Source organism: Paenibacillus sp. G2S3 (assembly GCF_030123105.1).
In the GTDB taxonomy this organism is placed as follows: domain Bacteria; phylum Bacillota; class Bacilli; order Paenibacillales; family Paenibacillaceae; genus Paenibacillus_AQ.
Map to the genome: position 1 here is coordinate 2,753,640 of NZ_CP126095.1, position 23,391 is coordinate 2,777,030.

22 protein-coding genes are annotated in these 23,391 nt (G+C 45.9%); 18 read left to right on the forward strand and 4 right to left on the reverse strand.

Translation table 11 applies throughout. The features are described 5' to 3' along the window. Nucleotides 1–72: 72 nt before the first annotated feature. Nucleotides 73–369, forward strand: coding sequence for an Fpa/YlaN family protein (locus QNH28_RS11880; RefSeq protein WP_042126833.1), 297 nt, complete (start codon nt 73–75; stop codon nt 367–369). A 94-nt stretch (nt 370–463) separates the two neighbouring features. Here the strand turns inward: QNH28_RS11880 and cax are convergent, their stop codons facing one another. Further along, the gene (gene cax, locus QNH28_RS11885) at nt 464–1,534 is read right to left on the reverse strand and encodes a calcium/proton exchanger (RefSeq protein WP_283911539.1); all 1,071 of its coding nucleotides are present in this window, start codon (nt 1,532–1,534) and stop codon (nt 464–466) included. Between the two features lie 154 nt (nt 1,535–1,688). On the opposite strand from cax, the gene QNH28_RS11890 reads away from it, so the two are divergent. After that, the gene (locus QNH28_RS11890) at nt 1,689–2,054 is read left to right on the forward strand and encodes an Asp23/Gls24 family envelope stress response protein (protein ID WP_042126837.1); all 366 of its coding nucleotides are present in this window, start codon (nt 1,689–1,691) and stop codon (nt 2,052–2,054) included. A gap of 91 nt (nt 2,055–2,145) precedes the next feature. Here the strand turns inward: QNH28_RS11890 and ftsW are convergent, their stop codons facing one another. Further along, nucleotides 2,146–3,390, reverse strand: a complete 1,245-nt coding sequence (gene ftsW / locus QNH28_RS11895) for a putative lipid II flippase FtsW (RefSeq protein ID WP_283911540.1) — start codon at nt 3,388–3,390, stop codon at nt 2,146–2,148. Further along, complete coding sequence (locus tag QNH28_RS11900) at nt 3,387–3,734, reverse strand: YugN family protein (RefSeq protein ID WP_042187352.1); 348 nt, start codon at nt 3,732–3,734, stop codon at nt 3,387–3,389. Before QNH28_RS11900 ends, ftsW begins: the two co-directional genes overlap by 4 nt. Before the next feature lie 238 nt (nt 3,735–3,972). On the opposite strand from QNH28_RS11900, the gene QNH28_RS11905 reads away from it, so the two are divergent. From QNH28_RS11905 to QNH28_RS11945, 9 genes are all read left to right on the forward strand, one after another. Beyond that, complete coding sequence (locus QNH28_RS11905) at nt 3,973–5,154, forward strand: M20 family metallopeptidase (protein ID WP_283911541.1); 1,182 nt, start codon at nt 3,973–3,975, stop codon at nt 5,152–5,154. 62 nt (nt 5,155–5,216) lie between these two features. After that, nucleotides 5,217–5,648, forward strand: coding sequence for a CBS domain-containing protein (locus QNH28_RS11910; RefSeq protein ID WP_283911542.1), 432 nt, complete (start codon nt 5,217–5,219; stop codon nt 5,646–5,648). 186 nt (nt 5,649–5,834) lie between these two features. Further along, a complete protein-coding gene (locus QNH28_RS11915) occupies nt 5,835–7,547 on the forward strand; it encodes a DNA repair helicase XPB (protein ID WP_283911543.1) in 1,713 nt (570 codons plus the stop codon). Then, the gene (locus QNH28_RS11920) at nt 7,544–9,478 is read left to right on the forward strand and encodes a helicase-associated domain-containing protein (RefSeq protein WP_283911544.1); all 1,935 of its coding nucleotides are present in this window, start codon (nt 7,544–7,546) and stop codon (nt 9,476–9,478) included. Before QNH28_RS11915 ends, QNH28_RS11920 begins: the two co-directional genes overlap by 4 nt. Nucleotides 9,479–9,493: 15 nt before the next feature. Further along, complete coding sequence (locus QNH28_RS11925) at nt 9,494–9,931, forward strand: YlbF/YmcA family competence regulator (protein WP_283911545.1); 438 nt, start codon at nt 9,494–9,496, stop codon at nt 9,929–9,931. A 40-nt stretch (nt 9,932–9,971) separates the two neighbouring features. Then, nucleotides 9,972–10,235 carry a YlbG family protein gene (locus QNH28_RS11930; protein ID WP_042126853.1) on the forward strand — a complete coding sequence of 88 codons (264 nt, stop codon included), beginning with the start codon at nt 9,972–9,974 and terminating at the stop codon, nt 10,233–10,235. A 164-nt stretch (nt 10,236–10,399) separates the two neighbouring features. Beyond that, nucleotides 10,400–10,837 carry a hypothetical protein gene (locus QNH28_RS11935; RefSeq protein ID WP_283912126.1) on the forward strand — a complete coding sequence of 146 codons (438 nt, stop codon included), beginning with the start codon at nt 10,400–10,402 and terminating at the stop codon, nt 10,835–10,837. Between the two features lie 130 nt (nt 10,838–10,967). Continuing rightward, nucleotides 10,968–11,867 carry a selenium metabolism-associated LysR family transcriptional regulator gene (locus tag QNH28_RS11940; protein ID WP_283911546.1) on the forward strand — a complete coding sequence of 300 codons (900 nt, stop codon included), beginning with the start codon at nt 10,968–10,970 and terminating at the stop codon, nt 11,865–11,867. Nucleotides 11,868–11,921: 54 nt separating this feature from the next. Further along, the gene (locus QNH28_RS11945; protein ID WP_349655046.1) at nt 11,922–12,848 is read left to right on the forward strand and encodes a PHP domain-containing protein; all 927 of its coding nucleotides are present in this window, start codon (nt 11,922–11,924) and stop codon (nt 12,846–12,848) included. A 284-nt stretch (nt 12,849–13,132) separates the two neighbouring features. On the opposite strand, the gene QNH28_RS11950 is transcribed toward QNH28_RS11945, so the two are convergent. Continuing rightward, the gene (locus QNH28_RS11950; protein WP_283911547.1) at nt 13,133–15,022 is read right to left on the reverse strand and encodes an Rqc2 family fibronectin-binding protein; all 1,890 of its coding nucleotides are present in this window, start codon (nt 15,020–15,022) and stop codon (nt 13,133–13,135) included. A 293-nt stretch (nt 15,023–15,315) separates the two neighbouring features. Between QNH28_RS11950 and QNH28_RS11955 the strand changes: the two genes are divergently transcribed. The 7 genes from QNH28_RS11955 (at nt 15,316) to rpoZ (ending at nt 23,293) form a co-directional block, all read left to right on the forward strand. Continuing rightward, entirely contained in the window at nt 15,316–18,144 is a 2,829-nt protein-coding gene (locus QNH28_RS11955) for a calcium-translocating P-type ATPase, SERCA-type (RefSeq protein ID WP_283911548.1), read from the forward strand. Between the two features lie 137 nt (nt 18,145–18,281). Further along, nucleotides 18,282–19,118: a diaminopimelate epimerase gene (gene dapF / locus QNH28_RS11960; protein WP_283911549.1), complete on the forward strand. Its 837-nt coding sequence runs from the start codon at nt 18,282–18,284 to the stop codon at nt 19,116–19,118. Between the two features lie 220 nt (nt 19,119–19,338). Then, the gene (locus tag QNH28_RS11965; protein ID WP_283911550.1) at nt 19,339–21,210 is read left to right on the forward strand and encodes a bifunctional homocysteine S-methyltransferase/methylenetetrahydrofolate reductase; all 1,872 of its coding nucleotides are present in this window, start codon (nt 19,339–19,341) and stop codon (nt 21,208–21,210) included. A gap of 38 nt (nt 21,211–21,248) precedes the next feature. Then, nucleotides 21,249–22,142, forward strand: a complete 894-nt coding sequence (locus tag QNH28_RS11970; RefSeq protein ID WP_283911551.1) for a YicC/YloC family endoribonuclease — start codon at nt 21,249–21,251, stop codon at nt 22,140–22,142. Nucleotides 22,143–22,190: 48 nt separating this feature from the next. Beyond that, a complete protein-coding gene (gene remA, locus QNH28_RS11975; RefSeq protein WP_006209218.1) occupies nt 22,191–22,451 on the forward strand; it encodes an extracellular matrix/biofilm regulator RemA in 261 nt (86 codons plus the stop codon). A gap of 19 nt (nt 22,452–22,470) precedes the next feature. Then, nucleotides 22,471–23,040, forward strand: a complete 570-nt coding sequence (gene gmk / locus QNH28_RS11980) for a guanylate kinase (protein WP_076282916.1) — start codon at nt 22,471–22,473, stop codon at nt 23,038–23,040. 52 nt (nt 23,041–23,092) lie between these two features. Further along, nucleotides 23,093–23,293, forward strand: a complete 201-nt coding sequence (gene rpoZ, locus QNH28_RS11985) for a DNA-directed RNA polymerase subunit omega (RefSeq protein WP_036686188.1) — start codon at nt 23,093–23,095, stop codon at nt 23,291–23,293. Nucleotides 23,294–23,391 lie beyond the last annotated feature (98 nt).

Below are 23,391 nucleotides of genomic sequence, written 5' to 3' on the forward strand. Positions count from 1 at the left end.
ATATCCGATTTCGACTAATATTAAGTAAAATAGTAAAAGCAGCTTAACTTTTGGACATGGGGGGGAAGAGGCATGACTTCGTCGGAATTACAGGAACAGTTTAATCTTAAAGCGATCAATCTTCTACAAGAAGATGCCGATAAAATTCAGCAACTTATTGAAGTGCAGATGGAAAATCTGGCAACACGCTACTGCCCTCTCTATGAGGAAGTGCTCGATACCCAAATGTACGGTTTCTCAAGAGAGGTCGATTTTGCGGTTAGAGCAGGTTTGGTGCCAGAGATTACCGGTAAAATGGTGCTGAGTAAGCTGGAGCGGAATTTAGCAGTACTCTATGAGGCATTGAATAACAAAGCAAAAGAAGAATAAGTTTTGATTTATAGTATTCATAGAAACGCACATGAGGACAGATCGTCACTCATGTGCGTTTTTTTTGAGAATTATAGAATGAATAGGGAAGTATTTATACTAGATAAAAGGAGACTCCGAGAATTAGATAGACCGTTAACAGTAATAGACCCTCATACCAGTTGGTCGAACCATCCTGAGTGATTGATTTGGCAATAAAGACGGCGACACCAATGGCGACGATTTCGATCGTTGTAAAAACAATGTCCATAGTATCACCCATGAAATAACTGGCGAAGATAAGTACAGGCGCTACGAATAGTGCAATTTGAAGACTGCTCCCGACGGCTATTTCTACTGCCGCCCCGATTTTGTTCTTCATGGCTAGCATAATGGCTGCACTATGTTCTGCGGCATTACCGATGATTGCCACGAGGAAGGCGCCTACAAACAGTTCACTAAATCCAAAGCGCTCAGTTAGTGTTTCTAGCGTCCCTACCAGCCACTCACTCACAAAGGCTACCATCACAGTAGCAAGAAGTAGATAAAGGATGGATCTGTTTCTGGACCACTTAGGCGCATGCTCATGAGCCATTTCATCCTTGTCGGCTTCTGTAACGTCCTCTAGATGTTTCTTATGCGTAATCATAGAGAAGACTAGCCAAGCCATGTACGAGGCGATGAGCAGCCCAGCAACGATTAAACTTAGCACGTCTGTATCTTTTTCAGTTATGGAATGGGTATTGAAGAACATAGCCGGAACAAATAAGGCGATCACCGCTACGATCATAAGGGAACCGTTCATACCGGCAAGGGTTACGTTAAAGTTCTGCACTTTGAACTTCATCCCACCGGCGAAAATACTTAAACCTAGGACAAGCAGCAGGTTGCCGATAATGGAACCGGTAAGACTGGCTTTCACCATGTCGAACAGTCCTTCCTTCACTAGGAAAAAGGCAATGATTAGCTCTGCGGCATTTCCGAAGGTAGCGTTTAGGAAGCCGCCTAACCGCTGTCCAGCATAATGAGCTACACTTTCTGTGGCGCGGCCCAGAAATCCAGCTACAAACACAACAGCGACTGCAGAGAGAACGAACTGAAGCGTGTGGTCCCAATCTGCATAATGGCCGATAGCACTAAGGATAAAGGTGATTGCCAGCAAGGCTGGTGAAATCCATTTTTTCAATGTAAAGTACACTCCAATCTATGTATTCAGGATCAATTCATAATCAATATACCCAAATTATTCCTAAGTGTAAACGAGAAAGCGAGAAACTGATTTGCTTTTTAGCCTGTTTAGGAATTACAATAATTGATAATGAGTTAAGGGGGGATATGGCATGGCAGAACAACTTCAATTGGAAATGGGAAATATACGAATTTCAAATGACGTCGTCTCGAAAATTGCCGGATTGGCTGCCTTGGAGACTCCAGGAATTGCAGCCATGTCAGGTGGCCTATCAGAAGGCTGGGCGAAACGTTTAAGTGGTAAGAACGTCCAAAAGGGCGTTACCGTTGAAGTGGGACAGCTAGAAGCAGCAGTAGACCTGCGTATTATAGTTCTCTATGAAACACCGATACATGAAGTGTGCCGGATGCTTCAACAGAACGTACGCGAAGCTGTGGAGAGCATGACTGGACTTCATATTGTTGAAGTGAATGTCAAAGTTGAAGGCGTAGCCTTTAAGAACGATGAAATCGCTTAATGTAAAAGAGCTTGTACACCAAAAAAGCAGCCCAAGATATTTATCTTGGACTGCTTTTTTATATATTCTAGTAGATCTGGATTTATGAATCTTACCGGGAACGAACTTTTCTAACTGTAGTTACAGATTTCGTAACTTCCTCTTTAGCTGGAAGATTGGTTTCTCTTGAAATGCTCAGCATAATTCCCATGGACAGCATACTCACAAGAAGTGAAGAGCCGCCATAGCTGATAAATGGCAAAGTTACTCCGGTAAGCGGAATCGTCTTTGTTACACCACCAATATTGACAAAGGCCTGAATGGCAATGAGGCCCATAATACCAATGCCCACTAGTGTGCCAAAGGGATCCTTACACCTTAATGCGATTAAAATACCTCGCCAGATAAAATACAGGTATAACATCAGAAATAATGCCGTTCCTACAAAGCCGAATTCTTCACCGATCACGGGGAAAATAAAGTCCGTATACGGGTATTTAAGATAATCCAGCTTTTGAATGCTTTTGCCAAATCCAGAGCCACTGACTCCACCTTGTCCGAGAGCGGTCAAAGACTGAATAATATTATACCCTTCACCTTCAGCATCCTGATAGGGATCTAAGAAAGCTTGAATACGACCTTTTTTGTAGTCCTGATTGGCGGCTACTTTGTCGGATGCGGGGGAAAGGGAATCAATTGCTGCTTTAGCTCCCAAAACAATCCCTACCCCTAGCACCAAGAGTGCGATAGAGCCTAGGATATGCTTCATGCTGGCACCGCCTGCATAAATGACAAGTCCACTGGTAGCCACAAGAATAAGGCAAGAGCCCAGATCTGGCTGCATCATAATAAGACCGGCAACTATACCTACAATGACCATTACAGGGATATATCCTGTACGGAAATCTCTAAACCGTTCACCTTTTTTGGTAATCAGTGCAGAGAGATACAGGATAATCGATATTTTGGCCAGTTCGGTAGGTTGGATCCCTAGCTTCCCGATACTTAACCAGCTCTTGGCGCCATTGATTCTTTCGGAGAAGGCTACAATTAGCAGTAGGATTATGGTGATGATGAAGATAGGTACATACCACTTCTTGAATTTACTGTAGTGAATATTCATGGATGTAAACATAACAACGATTCCAAGTACGATCCAAATCATTTGGCGTTTCATGAAATATAGAGGGTCATTACCGAACTTCGAGCTCGCTAAGGTCAAACTGGAGCTAGCACTGAAGACCATGACTAGACCGAAACCCACAAGTAGTAGTGTTAAGATAAGTAGTTGGAAATCGGGTGTTCCTCTTTTGGGCAGGCTGACATTTTGTTTCGTCTTTCCCTTTCTGTTACTCAAGCCTCCAACAGCTGCTTTAATTCGAGAATCCGAGTAGCAGCAGTGTCCAATACTGGTTTAGGCACCGGGGAGTCATACTCCAGGCCATGGGGGAAGGTTGCTTTCCCTAAGTATACGGCTTCAATTGCAAGTACGGCATCAGCTTTCTCCAGCTTCCCCTCGACAGCGCGAGTGTTGATGCGTAGAAAGTATTCGCCACCATCCTGTGGGTCTTCAATTTTGCAGTCGTAAGTGGCACGATAGTATTCCCATTGCCAGCGAATGAAGCCAGCCTTTGTCGCACTCTCGTCCAGATAGAGAAGATCACTCTTCAATCCTACGAGGCCCGTGTTCTCAAAAATCATAGCACGCATATCCCCCTTATGAAGTATAATGATGAATTCATGATCCGTTTGCTGATGTTCTACCTCATGATAGTATGTTTCTAAACGTTGTGCAAGAGTTGGTACCTCCTAACGATACCCAGTTTTTTGCGTTTCTGCTACAATAAAAGAATTATAGCCGTGTGCGGCAGGAACAAAGTGAACAGGACTGCTGTCGCATGCTATTGATGCGGGTTTAAGAAGAAGGGATGGAGAATGTATGAAGAGCTTAGCGGTAGATTCGCTCATGCCGGAGATCGTGGAATGGAGACGCCATTTACACCGTCATCCGGAGTTGTCTTTTCATGAAAAGGAAACGTCATCATTTATAGCAGACAAGTTAGCAGAATTCGGTATTGAAGTTAGAAGAAGCACGTCTGGGTATGGAGTAACAGGTATATTACGAGGACATCGGCCGGGGAAAACGGTGGTCCTTCGCGCGGATATGGATGCACTTCCTATTAAAGAGGAAAATAAGAAGGATTACGTTTCGCAAAATGAGGGGGTTATGCATGCCTGTGGGCATGATGGACACACTTCAATACTGCTGGGTGTAGCCTCTTACTATAGCAGCCGCCTTGATGAGATAGAAGGGGAGCTGCGTTTTCTTTTTCAGCCAGCAGAGGAGGTATGCCCAGGTGGTGCGCAGGGGATGATTGCCGAAGGCATGCTGGAAGGCGCGGATGCAGTGTATGGTTTGCATTTGTGGACTCCGCTTGCAATGGGAACCGTGGGGAGTGCGCCTGGCCCTCTTATGGCATCTGCTGATGAATTTTTCATTGATATCATCGGCAAGGGCGGACACGGTGGTATGCCGAATCGCACGATTGACAGCATTGTGGCCGGGGCGGCACTTGTAACTCAGCTTCAGAGCATCGTAAGCCGCTCTGTGAACCCGCTGGAGCCCGCTGTTCTGAGTGTAGGGACCATTCAAGGGGGATTCGCCCAGAATGTCATTGCTGAGCATTGCCGGATTACAGGGACCGTGCGAGCGTTCGACGAGGAGACCCGTTATCTGATTCGCAGCAGGATCGAAGAAATGACAGTTTCAATAGCTGGTGCATACGGTGCGGAGGCTAAGATAGATTATGTTATGGGATATCCGCCACTCGTAAATCACGAAGGGGAATATCAACGTTTTACTGAGGTAGCACCAGAAGCACTAGGAGAAGCCGTTCAAGTGATTCGGATGGAAAAGCTGATGCCAGCTGAAGATTTTGCCTACTATGTAAAAGAGATTCCTGGCTGCTTTATGTTCGTAGGTGCTGGGAATCCAGATAAAGATGCAGTCTATCCGCATCATCATAGCAAATTTGATTTCGACGAGGATGCTATGCTACATGGGATGAAATTACTAATTGCTATGGCAAATTCCTGTCTGCAAGAGAAGATAATCGTATAATTTCTTTTCATAGAGGAGAACCTATTCCATAACATGGAGATCATGATTAGGAGGGGACATCCTTGAAGACAGTGAAAGAGGTTATGACGAAGGAACCTGCAGCAGTCACGTTACAGGATAACGTGTATGAAGTCGCTGTTAAAATGAGAGATCATGACACTGGATTTATACCGGTCATCGATAATGAAGAAAATAAGACTCTGCTCGGAGTAATTACAGATCGTGATCTAGTGATTAGAGGGTATGCAGCAAAGCACCCTGGATCAACTTCTGTGGAAAAGGTAATGAGTAGTGAAATTCAGACCGTCTCAGAGAATACTTCTGTAGATGAGGCTGCAGAACTCATGTCGAACTGGCAAATTCGCAGATTGGCTGTGACCAGTGGTCAGAAGCTGATTGGTGTTGTATCCATCGGTGACTTAGCGGTGCGCAACATTTTTGCGGACGAGGCTGGCGAAGCACTTCATGATATTTCGCAGCAGCATTTACATTAAATAGTTTGATAGGGAAGCTCATGACCGTTATGCGGGGATGAGCTTTTTCCTGTTCAAATATCCTTATATTTCTCGCATAAACGCTTACCGTCCTTGTGGGACGTCGAAGGCTTTTTTGCTTATATGAATGTAAGCAGATTACATAACGCAAGCTTGGATGAAATTAATGATTGGGGAGGGAACATTATGAATGAGACAGGGGCTTGTATTGTACGCAGGGATCGAACGATTCTACTGGAATGCGCACATCGCGGTTTTGAGAAGGCGAGGAAAGAACTAGGAACCTTTGCAGAGCTCGTAAAGAGTCCTCCGGCTTATCACACCTATAGAATCACTCCATTATCACTATGGAATGCAGCCTCGCTTAATTATACAGCGGAAGCGATTATTTCAAGTCTGCATGATCTCGCGCGCTGGGGTGTTCCTGCCGGACTGGAGGAAGAGATCGGAACTCTTCTCTCTAGGTATGGGAGGCTGACCCTTCACGGACAGGAAACTTCGAATGAAATCATTACGCTTAGGGCTGACACAGCTGAGATTCTGGATGAACTAGGGAATGAATCAAGTCTAAAGGAATTAGGTTTGCAGAGAATAAATCCACTAGAAAGCTCGTGCTCTGCGGAGTACAGGGGACTTTTAAAGCAAGAGCTGATGAGACTAGGCTATCCTGTACTGGATTATGCTGGTTATCATGTGGGACAAGCTCTAAGCTTGGCCTGGAAGGAGTCTTGCAATACCTCCGGGGATGGAGCGAAAGGTGGATCATTTGGGCTGCGTGAATACCAGCAGGAGGCCGTTCAGTTGTTTCAAGGGACAGAAGGGCAAGGCGGCAGCGGGGTAGTTGTGTTGCCTTGTGGAGCGGGTAAGACGGTAGTGGGGTTAGCCGTTCTTGAAAGTCTACAATGCGAAACACTGATTTTAACTTCAAATACAACTTCAGTAAGGCAATGGGTGGATGAGCTGCTTGAGCGAACCGATTTGGATGATGAGTCTATTGGTGAATATTCCGGCGAAAAAAGAGAAGTGCGACCAGTTACTATAGCTACCTATCAGATATTAACGCATCGTCAAGCCAAAGGCGGACCTTTTCTCCATATGAAGCTGTTCAACGAACGCAACTGGGGCTTGATTATTTATGATGAGGTCCATCTGCTTCCAGCTCCAGTATTCCGGGCTACAGCAGATATTCAGGCTACTAGAAGACTAGGTCTCACTGCCACTCTGGTAAGAGAAGACGGGAAGGAAGGGGACGTATTCTCTTTGATCGGGCCTAAGCGTTACGACATGCCTTGGAAGGAGCTGGAGCAGCAGGGCTGGATCGCAGAGGTGGAATGTGTCGAGATGATCGTACCGATGAGCTCTGAGCTAAGACAGAAGTACTTGTATGCGGAAGCCAAAGAGAAATTTCGTATGGCCTCATGTAATCCTGCAAAAGCTGAGGTTGTAGTAGAGCTTTTAAAAGTCCATCAGGGCTCATCGGTTCTGGTTATAGGACAGTATCTCGACCAATTAACTGAACTGGCGGATAAGATCGGTGCACCTCTGATTACTGGAAAAACGAAGCAGCGAGAAAGAGATGAGCGGTATGCAGCATTTAACGAAGGGAAGATTCAGGTGTTGATTGTATCTAAGGTGGCGAATTTTGCGGTGAATCTGCCAGATGCGTCGATTGCTATTGAGGTTTCAGGAGCTTTTGGATCAAGACAGGAGGAGGCACAGCGTTTGGGAAGGATCTTGCGTCCGAAGGCGGGTGAGAACAAAGCGTACTTCTATTCGCTGGTATCTGAAGATAGTCGAGAGCAGGATTTCGCTATGCGCCGCCGGATGTTTTTGACAGAACAGGGGTATGAATATGTCGTTAAAATGGTGCCGAGCGGAAAGGGGCGAACGATCCATTGAACCAGTTATCAGCGGAAGCGTTAGAGGTCTTAAAGCGATTATGTGCTGCTTACGCGGCCCAGCCCTTTGACGAAGGGAAAGAAGAGCGTTTGCGCCCTACGACGCTCTGTCGGGCAGAGCAAAAGCTTGCAATGAATGAACTGCGGCGCGCGGGGCTGTTAACTGCAAGGCATAAAATATTGGGGGAAAAGCTGTACCAGATTCCGGTTGAACAGCTATCAGCGCTAGAACAAGAATTCTTCCCTTACCAACCAAAGTTCTTAGAGGGTTATTCAGTGAATCTATCCATGGAGGCGGGAGCTGGACTGACAGTAGATTTGTTTCGGGCTTTGCTGTTCACTGCTCGTGAAGGCTTGCCTTTGACCGCTAAGGGAATTATTTATAAAAAAAATCTAAATCGCTTAGCGGCTCAGCTTTCTTTTCAGGAAGAACATTTACTGGGGCTCTCAATGGGCAGTCCTTCGGATGAAATGAATGAACTGCCAGCAGCTCTTATGGTAGATATCATGTTGTGTCTTGGGCTTATTACCAGACTAAAAACAGGCTATAGACTTGACCAGGATATGCTGGAACGTTGGTTGCAACTACCTGAGGCAAGGATGACTGACATCCTGTATGGGATTGCGATTCATCGCTTTGGAAGCATGGGGCCTGCCGATCAGCATTTTCGTTATTTGATATCTAGCACTTCTATTGTACCAGAGAAATGGCTGGAATTGCCTGAGCTTCTGGACTGGATGGGAGATATGAATTTAACCGGAAACGTCGCTCGAAATGAGCTGGAACAATCAAGCTTGCACTGGCTTCGTTGTCTAACAGGCTTTGGGTGGTGCGAACTGGGGAGCACGCCTGAGGGTATTCAGTGTTTTCGCTGGACGGCTGCAAAACCAAAGCTGATGTCGGGTAGTGTGTCTTTCTCTGATTCAATGGCAGAGAATTCGAATGTGCAATTTATTGTGCAGCCTGATTTTGAAGTCCTGATTCCACCGGAGGTATCCTATATTGTTCGCTGGACTTTAGCTGAATGCGCTGAACTACTGCAAACGGATACGATGTGGAGCTTTCGACTGACTCGTGAGATGCTTGTACATGCATCAGAGCGAGGGATGCCTCCACAAGAAGCGATAGCTTGGATAAGAGATCATGCACTGGGTGGTCTGCCCTCTGTGGTGGAGCTGTCTTTAGAGCAATGGGGAAAAAGCATTGGCCGAACCTCACTCTCCGAAGTGATTTTGCTGACTTGCCAGAAGGAAGAGGATGGAGCGGCTATCGCAGCTCATCCGCGTCTGCAAGATAGCCTTAAGCGTATCGGCCCGCTTCATTTCCTTGTATCTCCAGAGTCTGTGGAGCAGATGCGCAAGGAGTTGTTCTTAGCAGGATTGGCTCCTTCTAGGATGATTGGAGGACGTGAGGAGGAGGAAGCTGACGCTGTTTGGACTTCATTGCATCAAGAAGTAGAAACTGAGCAAGAAATGTATTCACTCCCAGCACTAAATGCTGAACTAAGGCTGCTTCACAGCGGGAATCCATTTTTAAACTTACCTGTTATTTCTCCTGAGCAGGAGGAGGATATCTTATTAGGTGGAGAAAATATACCACAGATCTGGAGTAAGGAATGGCGCCATTATCATAGCTCAACCGCTCAGAAAGTAATGGAGCAAGGGTTGAGATGGGGAATTAAGGTGCGTTTTTCCTTAAACGACCAAATGTTGGATTTCATCCCCTCCCGAATAAAAGGGAATCCTTGGACAGTGGCAGGGCATCTGCTGTATAACGATGGTGAAAAGGTTGAAGAAATAGAGCTGACCCCTGAAGACTGGAAGGAAATGAAGTTAGTTATTCCCAAAAGGCGAAGAAATTCCTCTTCTGCTGAAGCGAGTGATTATGGTATGATAGAAAAGTCTACTGAATTCGGTAGAACATTAACGTAGAAAAGAGCTGAGTTCATGAGCGTAGCGGAATTAAATACGGTCGATATGGCTGAAGTGCTGACATACGCCTATGAATTAGGCGATATGATTAATCAATCCGCCGAAGTGTCGGATTACTTATACTGGAAAGGACGGGTTGATTCGAACCCAGAAATTCAGGCCATGGTCAAACAACTTCAAGCCAAGAAGGAGTTGTTTGAAGAAACACAACGATTCGGACATTTTCATCCGAACTATCATTCAGCGAAGGATGAGGTTTCGGCAGTAGAAGCGGAATTGGAGAAGTTTGAAGAGGTCGCTCTTTTTAAGCAGGCGGAGAAGACTCTTGATGACATTCTGCATTCCATGTCGGAAGCGATTGCTTTTTCAGTATCGGATAGCATTAAAGTACCGAGCAATGATCCTTCCCCTAAAGGTGGATGCGGTAGCGGGGGAAAATGCTCCTGCGGATAAGCTTCCCTTGGGATTTAGAGAGAGAAAGGCGGTTTAGCTTATGTTTGCGGAACGGACAGGGTACATCATTTGGGTAAGTGACGTTAAAGCGGCACGTAACCTTGAGAAATACGGAACATTACATTATGTTTCTCGGAAAATGCATTATGCTGTGATGTATGTAAATGCAGAACGTGCCGAGGAAGTTATGAAGAATGTCCGCAGACTCTCCTACGTTCGTAAGATCGAAAGATCCTATCGTAACGAAATTAAGACAGAGTATACCAGTAATGGGCCGGACAAGTCCCGTAATTACGGTATGTAATTTTTGGAGATGAACAGGTGCTTAAGCAGCGCCTGTTTTTTTATGCGCAGATCTCGAGTAAACGCGGTTTCTCGCGTGGGCTGGAACTTGTACAACTTTCAGCAATGAGGTAAGATGACAACATTAAGTACATACAAAGACCCTTATGGTGGAGTGTGATGATGATGCGCAACAAAGGGACGGATTGGCCCAGCACTTACGAGCCCTTCCACATCATGCTGAACGACTACAGGGTCGCTGACATCGTTATAACAAATCATGCGAAGCGTCGTTATTTGGACCGGATCAGTATAGGTGTAAGCAATGACGAAGAGGTCGCCGCATGGATGTGGCAGTGCCTGATGCAGAATCGGCTCAAGCCCTTTTCAGACAGTGATTTTAACGCGTATTTAATTGACGATGACTCTGTAGTAATCGCTGAGTTTACCGAATTGACAGGTGAAAAAGATATTTCAGGTCAGCCATTATATTCTATGATCATCGTTACGTTTCTTGGGAGAATCTCTGTGACACCACAGTTGAGAGATTTAAAGACTTACTTTTCACTGCTGCGCAATTCCCGCCGCACTAAGCTAAGGAAGAAGAAGCGTAAACGCAAATAGTGTATAAAAAACGGACAGGAGGCATGCGGCGATGGCTGCATGTCCTTTTTGAAAATATAAGAAAGAAAAAGCTTTAAACCATACATAATCCTTAAGTTTCCTCTACAGATAGCACAAGGAGTTGCAGAGCATGAACTTTCATCAATTACATATCTTTTATACGGTCTTAGAGCGGGGGAGCTTCTCGGCAGCGGCGCAGACACTGCATATGACTCAACCAGCAGTGACCATGCAAGTACAAGCGCTAGAGGATTATTTTGGAACCAAGCTCTTCAATCGTTCTACCAAAAAAATCGTGCTCTCTGAAGCAGGGCGTACTCTAATGCCATACGCATTGCGCAGTATTCAATTGATGCGTGAGACAGATCAAGCGATGTCGGCGTTTACACATATGTTGGAGGGGCGCTTACAGCTTGGAGCAAGTCTTACCATTGGGGAATATGTGCTGCCACGGCTGTTAGGTCCTTTTGGGAAGCAATATCCAAACATTTCAATCATGATGAAAGTCATGAATACCTCGCAAATTATGGAGGAAATCCTAAAGCATCAATTGAATTTCGGTTTAATCGAAGCGCCGGTGACACATCCTGATATGGTGATTGAGCCAGTGATGGGGGATGAGCTGAAGTTGATTGTGCCCCATGATCATCCGCTGGCAGAGCAGCAAGAGGTTACTCTGGAAGACGTGCTTAAGCATCCTTTCGTATTGCGTGAGCAGGGTTCAGGAACACGGAGTGTTATGGAAGAGCAGCTGTTCTCGAAGGGGCTTGATCCGGGAACGATGAAAGTAGTGATGGAGCTTGGTAGTACGGGAGCTGTGAAGTCGGCAGTGGAGGCTGGACTTGGGATTACAATCATCTCGACCTCTTCTGTAAAGCATGAGGTGGCGCTTGGACTTCTGAAAATCGTGAATATCTCGGATGCCTCATTTAAAAGACAGTTCTACGCTATTCATTTAAAATCGACACTCTTGCCGATTTCTGCAGTGACATTTCTGACTTTTTTGCGCGAGCATTCGAATGATAACTAAAGCTTGATTGACTAAAAAATGGAAACTTAGAAACTAGTGTTAGAGGTGATAGAAATGGAGAATGAAACTAGACTAGAAGCACTGAAGGGCGACAGATCGGAGCATGTTGGAGTCGGACGATGTGATCTCCATACGCATACTCAAGCCTCTGACGGTATGCAGCCGCCGGAGGAAAATGTACGTCTCGCTAAAGAGAAGGGACTAACCGCTGTTGCCATTACGGATCATGATACTGTGGCTGGTGTGAAGGAAGCTCTCGAAGCAGGAGAGAAGTACGGAATTACTGTTGTACCGGGTGTAGAGATCAGCACTCGTGCTGGTGGAAAAGATATTCACGTCCTTGGTTACTTCGTAGATCCAGCAAATGAATTGTTTCTAGCCCGCTTGGAAGGTCTAAGAGATACCCGGGCACTTAGGAATGAGGCAATCATCTCTAAGTTGCGTGGGCTTGGGATTGAGATTACGCTTGAGGCAGTTGTCGCGGGGATTGGACGGGAACTGAAGCCTGATGAGAGTATCGGTCGGCCACATATTGCTGATGAGTTGGTTCGTCTTGGAGTAGCTACGGATATGAGAGATGCGTTTAATAAGTATTTAGCCGAAGGTGCAGCAGCTTACGTGTCACCCCCACGTATCATGCCCGAGGAAGCCTGTGACTGGATTATCGAGGCAGGTGGATCTCCAGTTTTGGCGCATCCAGTCCTATATGGTGACGATCAGTTGGTACGAGGGATTTTGGAGAGGGGTACTTTTAAAGGGATTGAGGTCTATCATTCGGATCACGAACACGCTGATTCAGAGCGTTACCTAACCATGGCTGAAGAGTATGGTTTGATTATAACTGGTGGCTCGGATTTTCATGGTGCCCGCCAAGGTGTTATATTTCATGGAGATATCGGTAGTGTTACGGTTTCTGCTAATGTGCTGGAACAGTTGAAGAAGGTTGCTGAAATGCTGTTCAAATCAAAAAGTGATTTTTAGCTTTAGATTGTACTTTGTGCAATAGAATCTTCGTTGAAGCTTGAAAAAAACAAGTCTATTGCACTTTGTGCAATGAAAAAGAGGAATGATCCCTCGAACGAGCGATTTTGAGGATTTCTATTGCACGAAGTGCAATCAAAATCATTTAGCGCCAAAACTAAGTTCATTCTGTTGCACATCTTACACTAGAATATCTTCATGAGTAATTAAAGGTCTTATATTATTGCAGAATACAAAAACCGGCTGTCATCCACACATGGACGACAGCCGGTTCTTTTTGTTATTTAGCTTCTCAACGTATTTGGAAGACTCTTAATGCGATCTTCATCTGGCGTGACAAACAACGTCTTCTGATGATCATAGATCACAAATCCGGGTTTGGAGCCACTCGGTTTGCGGACATGGCGGATCAGCGTGCAGTCTACAGGTACACTGCTTGACTGCTTCGCTTGACTGAAATAAGCGGCCAGCTGCGCTGCTTCTTCCAGTGTGGCATCTCCAAACTCCTCGCTTCGGATGACAACGTGAGAACCAGGGATATCCTTGGTATGTAGCCAAGTATCATTAGGTGAAGCCAGTCGATTGGTGACGTATTCGTTCTGTAAATTGTTTTTTCCGACATAAATGTCGATGCCTTCAGACGAGGTGAAGACCTGCAATGTAGGTCTGGTTGCTTTTTTCTTTTTCTTGCCTTTTTTACTTCGGTCGCGCAGGTATCCTTGACTTACAAGCTCATCGCGGATTTCCTCAATATCATTCAGTGAAGCATGGGCAAGCTGCTGAAGCAAACTTTCCATGTAGGATATTTCCTCATGGGTCTTAATCAATTGCTCATTAATTACAAGAAGGCTGTTTTTATATTTGTTGTACTTTTTAAAATAACGTTGTGCATTATCCGATGGGCTTAATAAAGGGTCAAGGGGGATGACCATTTCTGCCTGATTTTCGTCATAATAATTGACCAATGAAGCTTGCTTATCTCCTTTGGATACGGCATGTAAAGACGCAAATAGCAACTCACCCCAAATGCGGTAACGATCTGCGTCCTGAGCTTCGTCCAGATCTTTTTGTAGATTGGCAAGCTTCTTGACGTTTTTGCTACGTTCGTTGCTCAGGAAACGGATCAGATCACTTACCCGTTGCTTCACCGTATCTCGTTCGGCTTTATCCCCGTAATAATCCTCCATACACTCACTAATCGTGTTATATTGCTTCGTATTTTCACCCAATAGAGATAACGGAATTGCGGAAAATATCATTTTCCCTTTCGCATTCGCACCTGAAACTGGAGAAAATTCGAAATCATGCACGGATCCCATTACAGACTGGAAGGCTTCCCATAACTTTGTTGGGAATTCTGCTGTAGATTCCTGTGTATCACCTATCGCTAGGTCATTTCTGAGACGAAGAGCAATCTCTCCGGCAACAAGTGGACTCATTCCGCTGAAGGCATGCACCATCCAGCCAATCGGGTCAGCTGATGGGGAAGGACCGCCTGAGCCGTCAGGCTTCTGCTCAACTTCTTCTTTTGTAATCAGGTTAGCGAGCTCACCTTCAATGATTTCTTCCGGTTCGGTTTCCTTCTCATCTTCTTCCAGTAGAGCGGATTCTTCAGCAGCTGAGATCAAATTGAGAAATCGTTCTTTGCCGATCTCCAGTGGGTTCAGCTTGTGTTGCTGTGGAGGCTCTGTGTAAGCGACGCCGGGCATTACGATCCGGTAGCTACTGATCGAAGGAGTAACATGATGAATGCCGTCTATGATCGTTCCGGTGCTGAGATCTGTAAGGATGATATTACTATGCCGCCCCATGAGCTCTATGATGATCTTTTTGGCGGAGACGTCTCCAAGCTCATCTCTAGTCTTAACATTTATGTGAATAATTCGTTCCATGCCTACCTGAGTGATACTCTCGATAGTCCCACCTTCACAATGCTTACGCATGAGCATACAGAACATAGGTGCTTCGGATGGGTTTATGCTGCTTCGTTCTGTAAGATGCAGACGCGGATATGTCGGATTAGCAGAGAGCAATAGCTTACCGCCGCCGCCGGCACCCCGCAGGTTAAAGATAAGATCGTGATTGTTCGGTTGATATATTTTGCCTATGCGCGCACCGATGAATGATTGCAGTTCGTGCACGATAGCTCGGGTAACAATGCCGTCTAATGCCATGATAAAGCTCTCCTGTCGACGTGAAATGAATTTTTAAAAATATAAGAAAGTATAAGTTTCACATCATACTTTATATCTTATATTTCTTGTTTAAACGCTTACCGCCCTTATAAGAACACCGAAGACGTTTAAGCTTACCTCTCTATGATGCCATACTTTGGGACATTCGCGCAAAAGGGGAATTGGTTAGGCGGTGATATTATTGGACGACCTTGAATACACTTGGTCATGAACAGGTGGAAAAGCTGTGCGCCGCCGGAAGTCAAGAAACGACCGGGAGGGAAAGAAAAGTCATGGAACAAAACAGTTGGCACCGGCTCGGTGCAGAAGAGCTGCAGAAAATGTTCAATGTCCATCCGAGGACGGGCCTCAGTGGAGAGGATGCCGCGGAGCGACGGAAGCAAGATGGGTACAACGAGCTGTCCGAAGGAAAGACCGTATCCCCGTTTACCCTGCTGTTGAACCAGTTTAAGGATTTCATGGTGCTTGTGCTTATGGGTGCGACGCTCGTATCCGGTTTGCTTGGCGAATATTTGGATGCCATCACGATCATCGCGATTATCCTTCTAAACGGAGCCCTTGGGTTTGTCCAAGAGTTCCGCGCCGAACGTTCGCTAAGAGCTTTAAAACAGCTCTCCGCTCCTTCTGCCAAAGTACTGCGCGGGGGGAATAGCGAGGTCATTCCAGCGAAGATGTTAGTACCTGGTGATATTGTCTTGCTGGAGAGTGGTGATCGTATTCCCGCGGATATACGATGGCTGGATTGCAGTTCTCTATATGTGGAGGAATCCGCGCTTACCGGGGAATCACTGCCTGTCTCGAAGCATTCGGATGTGATCCACGCGGAGGAGATTCCGCTCGGCGATCAAAAGAATCTCGGGTTCATGGGCACAATGGTAACCAGAGGTACTGGAAAGGCTATCGTGATTCGAACCGGAATGAACACAGAGATGGGTAAGATTGCGGACCTGATTCAGAATACGGAATCTCAGGAAACTCCGCTTCAGCATCGACTCGAGCAGCTAGGGAAAATTTTGATCTATGTATCACTAGGTTTAACTATTGTGGTCGTAGCAGCCGGTATTTTACATGGACAGCCTGCCACTGCTATGTTCTTGGCTGGGGTAAGCTTGGCGGTCGCTGCGATTCCTGAAGGGCTTCCGGCTATTGTAACCATCGCACTTGCGCTGGGCGTGCAGCGGATGATCAAACGTAAGGCTATCGTTCGTAAATTGCCTTCGGTAGAAACCTTGGGCTGCGCATCCGTTATCTGTTCGGACAAGACGGGCACGTTGACTCAGAATAAAATGACGGTGACCCGATTATGGACGGGCGGACGTGGGCTTGAAGTAACAGGTGAAGGTTATGCTCCAAACGGACAGGTTCTGGAGAAAGGTAAGCCTGTAGATCTCAAAAATGATCAAAGTTTACGGCGGATGTTACAGGTGGGTGCTCTGTGCAGTAATGCGGAGATTATCGAAACCTTCCCGACCGAAGTTCGGGGTATTCGGGGTAAACGCAAAGGGAAGGATAAGGACAGCGTAGTTGATAAATCATCTGACAGCTCATCCATCTGGGAACTCAAAGGCGATCCAACTGAAGGGGCTTTAGTGGCTCTTTCAGGGAAGATGGGTCTGACCGCCCAGACGCTTGCCGTAACCTATTCCCGAGAGAAGGAATTTCCATTCGATTCCGAGCGGAAATTAATGTCAGTTATTATTGGTCATCCCGGCGGGCGGATGGTGTGTACGAAAGGCGCGCCTGATGTGCTGCTTAATCGCTGTTCGTATATGCTCTGGGAGGGCGGTGTCGTGCCTTTAACGCCAACATTGCGGCAGAAAGTACTCGATGCCAATGAGCAAATGGCTTCAGGTGCTCTTCGTGTATTAGGAATGGCTTATCGTGATATGCGCCCAAGTGAAAATGTGGATAGTGAAAAGGATGCGGAGAGCCAACTTGTCTTTATCGGATTGGCTGGAATGATTGACCCACCGCGCCGTGAAGTCCGTGATGCCATTAGCGTCACACGCCGAGCAGGGATTAAGACTGTAATGATTACTGGGGACCACGGAACGACTGCAGAGGCCATTGCTCATCAATTAGGGATTCTGCAACGTGGGGGCACAGTATTAACAGGAGCTCAACTGACTCGAATGGATGATGATGAGCTGGATAAAGTATCGGATAATGTGTACGTATTCGCCCGCGTATCTCCAGAGCATAAGCTTCGTATCGTGAAGTCTTTGCAGCGTCGTGGTCATGTTGTGGCTATGACCGGAGACGGTGTCAATGATGCTCCGGCCATTAAAGCAGCAGATATAGGAATATCTATGGGGATCACCGGCACAGATGTGACCAAGGAAGCATCTTCATTAGTTCTAGGGGATGACAACTTTTCAACCATTGTTGCTGCCATTGAAGAGGGTAGAAACATCTATGAGAACATTCGTAAATTCATTCGATACCTGCTCGCATCAAATGTAGGGGAAATCTTGACCATGTTCTTTGCTATGATGCTCGGCCTGCCTCTGCCGTTAGTGCCCATCCAAATTTTATGGGTCAACTTGGTGACAGACGGTCTGCCAGCAATGGCGCTTGGTGTTGACCAGCCTGAGAAGGACTTGATGGAGCATAAGCCACGTGGCGCGAAGGAAAATATTTTTGCCCGTCGTTTAGGATGGAAGATCATAAGCCGGGGATTTTTAATTGGTTTATGTACGTTAGGAGCATTTTGGCTAACCTTACGTGTGGCACCAGAGAATCCAGCGCAGCTGATTAGAGCACAGTCCGTAGCTTTTGCGACACTCGTTATGGCTCAATTGATTCATGTCTTCGATTGCCGCAGTTCTCGTTCGGTGTTCCATCGAAATCCGTTCCAGAATAAATACCTAGTTCTTGCTGTATTGTCATCCGTGATTTTGATGCTGGCTGTTATGTATATTCCATTTCTCCAGCCCGTCTTCAAAACAGTGCCGCTTAATTTCCGTGAATGGTGTCTAGTATTTGTAACAGCGGGGATTCCGACCTTCTTGATGGGGGCTGGCAGTGTTTGGGGCGGTAAACGTAATCGTGGTCGTAGCGGCAGTAATTCGATGATAAAAAGTACAAAAATTTCGGCATAAAGTTAATAGTATTGCTCCATTCCTAAAGGTATACTTGTTGCAGTTAACAGCTCGTATACGTGTGAAGGGCTATATTACACAGAATATTACGCTTAAGCGAATGCTAACATAACATAACCTTTAGGAGTGGACTTTCAATGGAATTCACAAAAATGCACGGTCTCGGAAATGACTTCATTGTAGTTTTCGGTGAGCAAGAGCTACCAAGCAATGCAGCGGATCTTGCTGTAACGTTATGCAATCGGTTCTTCGGAATTGGTGCTGATGGACTAGTATACATCCTACCATCTGAACGTGGCGATTTTATGATGCGAATTATGAATTCTGATGGTTCGGAAGCGGAGCAGTGCGGAAATGCCATACGCTGTGTATCCAAATATGTTTACGATCATGGCTTGGTAAACTCCGAGCAGATTGTGATTGAAACGATTGGTGCCGGAGAACAAAAGGTTACCTTGAATGTAAAAGATGGTGTAGTGGAAACTGTAACGGTTGATATGGGCGAACCTGTATTGTCTGGCCTTCAAATACCAGTGTCTATTGATGCAGAACCCGTGCTCTCACAGCCGATTGAATCGGATGGAACCGAATTTAAGTTTACTGCAGTATCTATGGGTAATCCTCATTGTGTTATCTACGTAGAAGATGCCGTATCTTTTGATCTTGCGACATGGGGACCTAAGCTAGAAGTACATCCATTGTTCCCAAGAAAGGTAAACGTCGAGTTCGCGACGGTTCTGGATCGAGGCAGAGTAGATATGCGGGTATGGGAACGTGGAGCTGGACCAACACTTGCTTGTGGGACTGGAGCTTGCGCAACTTTAGTGTCTTCTGTTCTGAATGGTCTGACAGACCGGGCGGCTTGGATTAGTCTAAAGGGTGGCGATTTGTATATTGAATGGAATGAAGAGGATAACCATGTGTATATGACGGGACCCGCTGAGGTTGTATTCACAGGCAGTGTAGCACTATAGAAAAGAACTATAAAAGGCAGTTCAAGAGAGCATTCTTGGGCAGCCTTTTGTTGAAGAATAAGATAGTATAGGTTTCATAGTATATATCATTTTTTTATTTCAAATAGAAACGGTAGTCGCCTTTTATAGACGACTGCCGTTTCTTCTTTTGAAAGCTTATCAACCATACCGATTTATGATACATTAGTATGAAACTAAAGTATCAGGGGAGGATCTTGCAGTGAAGCCGGATTTACGTTCCGCATGGGGAAACAAAGTATTGGTCGGAGACGGAGCGATGGGTACCTATTTATATCAGAAGGGTTTCCCTGTCGGTATTTCCTACGAGGAATTAAATTTGACCTCTCCGGGGGTTATCGAAGATGTCCATCGCAGCTATATCGATGCAGGGGCAGTGCTGCTAGAAAGCAACACCTTCTCAGCGAATTTTGACAGGCTGTCCAAATATGGTTTGGAGTCCAAGGTTGAAGAAATTAATCGCGCCGGAGTAAGAATCGCTCGTAAAGCTGCTGGAGATACTGGCTATGTATTAGGTGCTGTAGGCTCTATTCGCGCAGGTAAGCGTGCAAATCTCTCATCAATAGAGTTGAAGAAGTATTTTACACAGCAGATTACAGCATTGTTAGAAGAAGAAGTAGACGGCATTATGCTAGAAACCTTCTACGATGTCGAGGAATTGCATCTTGCACTTAGAACAGTACGTAAACATAGTACTCTCCCAGTCATTTGCCAATTTGCTGTGGATGAATCGGCACGCACATTAGATGGATTGACGTTACCAGAGGCTTTCCGGATCTTAGAAGGTGATGGAGCGGATATCATCGGATTTAACTGTAATACTGGTCCAAACGGAATTAAGAGAGCACTAAAAGCGGTACAAGGCAATTTAATTCTGCCTACCTCAGTCTATCCGAATGCGGGCGTTGCGGATTATGTAGACGGAGAATATCGATATGGGGCTTCTCCGGAATATTTCGGACAGATGGCAGTGACTTTTGCAGAAATGGGCTGCAGAATTATTGGCGGCTGCTGTGGTACTACTCCGCAGCATATTGCTGAAATTTCTTCCGCATTGAAAGGTTACGTACCACAGCCACTTCCAGAACCGACGCTTCCGACTGTGGAGCGTGTATCTTTGCAGGAGCATTTTGGCGAAGATGAGGGAAGAGATGGTCGTGAACCGAACTTGGTTGATCTAGTGAAGGAACGCCATACGGTTATCGTTGAGCTAGATCCACCCCGTGATCTGGATATCGCCAAGTTTATGCAGGGCGCGGAAGCGCTGAGAAGAGCAGGCGCGGATGCACTGACGCTCGCCGATAACTCACTGGCGGTTACACGGATGAGCAATATGGCTTTGGGCCATTTGGTGCATGCTAAAACTGGACTCCGTCCACTAGTGCATATTGCTTGTCGCGATCGTAATCTGATTGGTACTCAATCACATTTGATGGGTTTTGATGCGCTAGGAATCGATCATGTGTTAGCGGTGACTGGAGATCCAGCGAAATTCGGAGATCTTCCGGGCTCAAGTTCGGTTTACGACTTAACCTCTTTTGAGATTATTCGTATGATTAAGCAGTTGAATGATGGCATTTCCTTCTCAGGCAAACCTTTGAAGCAGAAAGCGAATTTTGTTATCGGTGCTGCTTTTAACCCGAATGTTAAACATTTAGATAAGGCTGTACAGCGACTGGAGAAGAAGATTGCCTCTGGTGCAGATTATATTATGACCCAGCCTGTCTATGATCAGGAGCTTATCGTGAAGATCGCTGAGGCAACTGCACATTTGGATATTCCCGTCTTTATTGGTGTGATGCCACTGGCTAGTGGGCGTAATGCAGAGTTCCTGCATAACGAGGTTCCGGGAATCCAGCTTACGGATGAAGTTCGGAACCGCATGAAGGGACTTGAAGGGGAAGCAGGAAGAGCTGAAGGGGTCGCCATCGCTAAAGAGTTGCTAGATGTTGCTACAGCCCATTTCAATGGGATCTATTTGATGACCCCGTTTATGTTCTATGATATGAGTGCACAGTTAATGGAGTATGTATGGGAGAAATCAGGACGTAAATTGTCCCCCTTGTTTCGCTAGTAATAATCAATTACAATAGTGTAATGGATGTGATTCCGTTGTCATTTAGCATGACCGGATACGGTCAATCGTCCCTGCAATTCGGCGGCTACAAGATTATGTTCGAAGTGAAATCGGTGAATCACCGGTACTGCGAAGTTGAACTGCGGATGCCCCGGGATTGGACGGGTTATGAGGATGTGCTGAGAAGAAAGGTTCAGCAGCACGTCAAACGGGGAAGGATAGATGTTACCATCAATAGAGAGCACGAGGAGTCGTCTTCCGAACCGGTTCTGAACCGCACTGCTGTCATGACCTATCTTAAGGCAGCAGATCAGCTTAAGAACGAGTATGGTTTGTCCGGTGAGTTGACTCTACGTGATATACTTTCTATACCCGGTATTATGGAAAGCAAAGATGAGGCTGCGGGTGCCGTGTCCGCGGCCTTAGAAGACTACTCTGAAATGTTGGAGACGGGACTTGAGCAGAGTTTGCAGTCTCTGCTGGAGATGCGCGCCCGTGAAGGCAGTTTTCTAGCCGCTGATATTGAACAGCGTCTCAATCATCTCGAGACGATGCATGCTGAAATGGTCGAACTTGCACCTGTTGTAATCATTGAATATCGTGACAAGCTTCGTCATCGATTAAATGAGTTAAATGATGGGACGTTCGCTTTTGATGAGCATAAATTCGGGATGGAAATCGCTATTTTTGCTGATCGCTGTAATATTGATGAAGAGTTGACCCGGTTGTATAGTCATTTCGAACAATGCAGAACCCTCCTGAAGGGGAAAGGGCCGGTAGGACGCAAGCTGGATTTTCTCATTCAGGAGATGAACCGGGAGACGAATACAATCGGATCAAAATGTAATCATCTAACTCTCGTGGGTCTTGTGCTAGACATGAAAGCAGAGCTGGAGAAGATTCGAGAACAAGCGGCAAACATAGAGTAACCGGGAACAGGTAATAGCATAGAACTTTATGGGGGGAACTACCGGAACATGGCAATCAAACTTATCAACATTGGCTTTGGAAATATTGTGTCCGCCAATCGCATTATTTCCATCGTCAGTCCGGAATCTGCACCAATCAAACGTATTATCCAGGAGGCTCGAGATCGACATATGTTGATCGATGCCACCTATGGCCGACGGACTCGTGCCGTAATCATTACAGATAGTGATCATGTCATTCTGTCGGCTGTACAGCCGGAGACTGTGGCGCATCGCTTATCCAGTAAAGATGACGACAACGACGAATAACAACTAAATGGAGTGTATTATGTCAAAAGGATTGCTCATCATATTATCCGGACCTTCCGGCGTGGGTAAAGGTACTGTATGTACTGCGCTACGACCGAAGATGCCCGAACTTGTCTACTCAGTTTCTGCTACTACTCGCAGTCCGCGTGCGGGTGAGGAAGACGGCGTGAACTATTTTTTCAAAAGCAAAGAGGAGTTTTCGGCTATGATAGAAGCCGACCAACTGCTTGAATATGCGGAGTACGTAGGTAATTTTTACGGTACTCCACGTGATTTTGTAGAGAGAACTCTCAATAGCGGTAAAGATATTATTCTCGAAATTGAGGTTCAGGGAGCTCTCAAAGTCAAAGAAAAATTTCCTGAAGGTATTTTTGTGTTCCTTCTTCCGCCTTCTATGGATGAGTTGAAGGACCGCATACGCGGACGGGGTACAGAACATCCAGATGTGATCGATCACCGCATGACTGTAGCGGAGGATGAGATTAATCTAATGCAGCATTATGATTATGCTGTTGTGAATGATGAGATTGATCTGGCCTGTAAGAGAATAGAAAGCATTATTATCGCCGAACATTGTAAAGTTAGATAATGAATGCTGTAAGGCTGAAGGTATTACCAGTAAACTATGAAGAGGTGTCCCTGTGCTATATCCATCAATTGATGAAATGATGACCAAGGTTGACAGTAAGTATTCGCTCGTTGTAGCCGCAGCACGTCGTGCTAGACAATTGCGTGAGGGTGGTAAGACAGATGTGAAGAACCCTAGATCGCATAAATTCGTCGGTGTTGCTCTTGAAGAAATTTATGAAGATCGCATTACGCTTACCCGCGGTGAAGAGTAGTCTCAAGCCTATTCAGATATGACCTTTTGTAGAAACGGATACCGCCTATTTGTAATTAGGCGATGCCGTTTCTTCTTGGGTTATGGAGCAATTATGGG

Excerpts from the sequence above, each read along its gene's own strand:
- QNH28_RS11890 (WP_042126837.1), top strand. The coding sequence starts at position 1,689 with ATGGCAGAACAACTTCAATTGGAAATGGGAAATATACGAATTTCAAAT.
- QNH28_RS11880 (WP_042126833.1), top strand. The coding sequence starts at position 73 with ATGACTTCGTCGGAATTACAGGAACAGTTTAATCTTAAAGCGATCAAT.
- QNH28_RS11915 (WP_283911543.1), top strand. The coding sequence starts at position 5,835 with ATGAATGAGACAGGGGCTTGTATTGTACGCAGGGATCGAACGATTCTA.
- QNH28_RS11905 (WP_283911541.1), top strand. The coding sequence starts at position 3,973 with ATGAAGAGCTTAGCGGTAGATTCGCTCATGCCGGAGATCGTGGAATGG.
- QNH28_RS11935 (WP_283912126.1), top strand. The coding sequence starts at position 10,400 with ATGCGCAACAAAGGGACGGATTGGCCCAGCACTTACGAGCCCTTCCAC.
- gmk (WP_076282916.1), top strand. The coding sequence starts at position 22,471 with ATGTCAAAAGGATTGCTCATCATATTATCCGGACCTTCCGGCGTGGGT.
- QNH28_RS11955 (WP_283911548.1), top strand. The coding sequence starts at position 15,316 with ATGGAACAAAACAGTTGGCACCGGCTCGGTGCAGAAGAGCTGCAGAAA.
- QNH28_RS11930 (WP_042126853.1), top strand. The coding sequence starts at position 9,972 with ATGTTTGCGGAACGGACAGGGTACATCATTTGGGTAAGTGACGTTAAA.
- QNH28_RS11940 (WP_283911546.1), top strand. The coding sequence starts at position 10,968 with ATGAACTTTCATCAATTACATATCTTTTATACGGTCTTAGAGCGGGGG.
- remA (WP_006209218.1), top strand. The coding sequence starts at position 22,191 with ATGGCAATCAAACTTATCAACATTGGCTTTGGAAATATTGTGTCCGCC.
- QNH28_RS11945 (WP_349655046.1), top strand. The coding sequence starts at position 11,922 with ATGGAGAATGAAACTAGACTAGAAGCACTGAAGGGCGACAGATCGGAG.
- QNH28_RS11900 (WP_042187352.1), bottom strand. The coding sequence starts at position 3,734 with ATGATTTTTGAGAACACGGGCCTCGTAGGATTGAAGAGTGATCTTCTC.
- QNH28_RS11950 (WP_283911547.1), bottom strand. The coding sequence starts at position 15,022 with ATGGCATTAGACGGCATTGTTACCCGAGCTATCGTGCACGAACTGCAA.
- dapF (WP_283911549.1), top strand. The coding sequence starts at position 18,282 with ATGGAATTCACAAAAATGCACGGTCTCGGAAATGACTTCATTGTAGTT.
- QNH28_RS11925 (WP_283911545.1), top strand. The coding sequence starts at position 9,494 with ATGAGCGTAGCGGAATTAAATACGGTCGATATGGCTGAAGTGCTGACA.